This is a genomic window from Paraburkholderia sp. SIMBA_030, from assembly GCF_046535245.1.
Taxonomy (GTDB): domain Bacteria; phylum Pseudomonadota; class Gammaproteobacteria; order Burkholderiales; family Burkholderiaceae; genus Paraburkholderia.
On record NZ_JAWRXB010000516.1, the window covers coordinates 1 to 273 of the forward strand.

Below are 273 nucleotides of genomic sequence, written 5' to 3' on the forward strand. Positions count from 1 at the left end.
GTACCACCGACAGCACTTCGCCGTTGGTCTGGGCGGGCGTGAGGGTGACGCGGAAGGTGCCGTCCTCGCCCACCGGGAGGGTGCCCAGCAGGTCGCCGGCTGCGTTGCGCACTTCCACGGTGCTACCCGGTTCGCCCTGGCCACTGAGTACCGTGCCTTCGGGGTTCAGGCCCAGGCCTTGCGCCGCTGCCGGTGCTTCGAGGTCAGGCGCGGTCACGGTGCCAGGCGTCGAATCATTGCCGGCTCCGTCAGCCTGGGTGACGGACAGGGTCT

At 70.0% G+C, this 273-nt stretch carries 1 protein-coding gene; it reads right to left on the bottom strand.

Features of this window, described 5'->3' with window-relative positions; all coding sequences use genetic code 11:
• Positions 1 to 273 (bottom strand): Ig-like domain-containing protein (locus SB772_RS41030; protein ID WP_410838655.1); only part of this gene is annotated, 273 nt, incomplete at both ends.